At 65.2% G+C, this 1,326-nt stretch carries 2 protein-coding genes; both read right to left on the reverse strand.

Features of this window, described 5'->3' with window-relative positions:
- Nucleotides 1-527 (reverse strand): ATP-binding cassette domain-containing protein (locus EOA36_RS35605; protein WP_127281249.1); only part of this gene is annotated, 527 nt, incomplete at its 3' end.
- Nucleotides 524-1,326, reverse strand: an 803-nt coding sequence (locus tag EOA36_RS35610; RefSeq protein ID WP_127281250.1) for an alpha-D-ribose 1-methylphosphonate 5-phosphate C-P-lyase PhnJ, incomplete at its 5' end; no start/stop codon positions are given. The genes EOA36_RS35610 and EOA36_RS35605, both read right to left, overlap by 4 nt.

Here is a 1,326-nt window from a genome sequence, read left to right on the forward strand (position 1 = left end):
TCCATGAACACCAGCCGTGGCCCGGTGACGAGATTGCGGGCGATCTGCAGGCGCTGGCGCATGCCGCCGGAAAAGGCGCGGGGTTCGTCGTCGATGCGGTCTTCCTCGATCTCGACGCGCGACAGCCAGTCGACCGCAGTGGCGCGGATCTTGCCGTAATGGCGGTCTCCGACCGCCATCAGACGCTCGCCGACATTGGCGCCGGCCGAAACCGTCATGCGCAGGCCATCGGCGGGGTTCTGATGGACAAAGCCCCAGTCGGTGCGCATCAGGAAGCGGCGCTCGGCCTCGCTCATGCGGTAGAGTTCGCGGAACTGGCCGTCACGCATGCGGTAGCTGGCGGTGCCGGAGGAAGGCAGCAGCCGCGTCGACAGGCAGTTGAGCAGCGTGGTCTTGCCGGAACCGGACTCGCCGACGACAGCCAGGACTTCGCTGGGCCACAGGTCGAAGGAGACGTTGTCGCAGCCAACGCGCGAGCCGTAGAATTTGGAGAGCGCCGAGACGCGCAACAGCGGTTCGTCGGTCATTGGGCCGGCTCCATGTTTGCTGGCGCCAGATGGGTCTCGGGGGCAAGGTGGCCGCGATGGCCCTCTTCGCGCCTCTTCTCGCAGTGGTCGGTGTCGGAGCAGACGAACATGTGGCCGCCATGGTCGTCGAGGATGACCTCGTCGAGATAGACGTTTTCGGCCGCACAGAGCGCACAGGGCTGGTCGAAAGTCTGCACCTCAAACGGATGGTCCTCGAAGTCGAGGCTCACCACATCGGTGAAGGGAGGCACCGCGTAGATGCGCTTTTCGCGGCCGGCGCCGAACAGCTGCAAGGCCGGCGAGCGGTGCATTTTGGGATTGTCGAACTTCGGCGTCGGCGAGGGGTCCATGACATAACGGCCCTCGACCTTGACCGGATAGGCATAGGTGGTGGCGATGCGGCCGTGCTTGGCGATGTCCTCATAGAGCTTCACATGCATGAGGCCATACTCCTCCAGCGCATGCATCTTGCGCGTTTCGGTCTCGCGCGGCTCGAGGAAGCGCAGCGGCTCGGGAATGGGTACCTGGTAGACCAGCACCTGGCCGGCGGTCAGCGGATGCTCGGGGATGCGGTGGCGGGTCTGGATGATGCTGGCGGTGGCGGTATCGGTGGTGACAGTGACATTGGCGACCTTCTTGAAGAAGGCGCGGATCGACACAGCATTGGTGGTGTCGTCGGCGCCCTGGTCGATGACCTTCAGCACGTCGTCGGGGCCGATGATCGAGGCGGTGACCTGGACGCCGCCGGTGCCCCAACCGTAGGGCATCGGCATTTCGCGCGAGGCGAACGGCACCTGGT

This window comes from Mesorhizobium sp. M8A.F.Ca.ET.021.01.1.1 (genome assembly GCF_003998025.1).
In the GTDB taxonomy this organism is placed as follows: domain Bacteria; phylum Pseudomonadota; class Alphaproteobacteria; order Rhizobiales; family Rhizobiaceae; genus Mesorhizobium.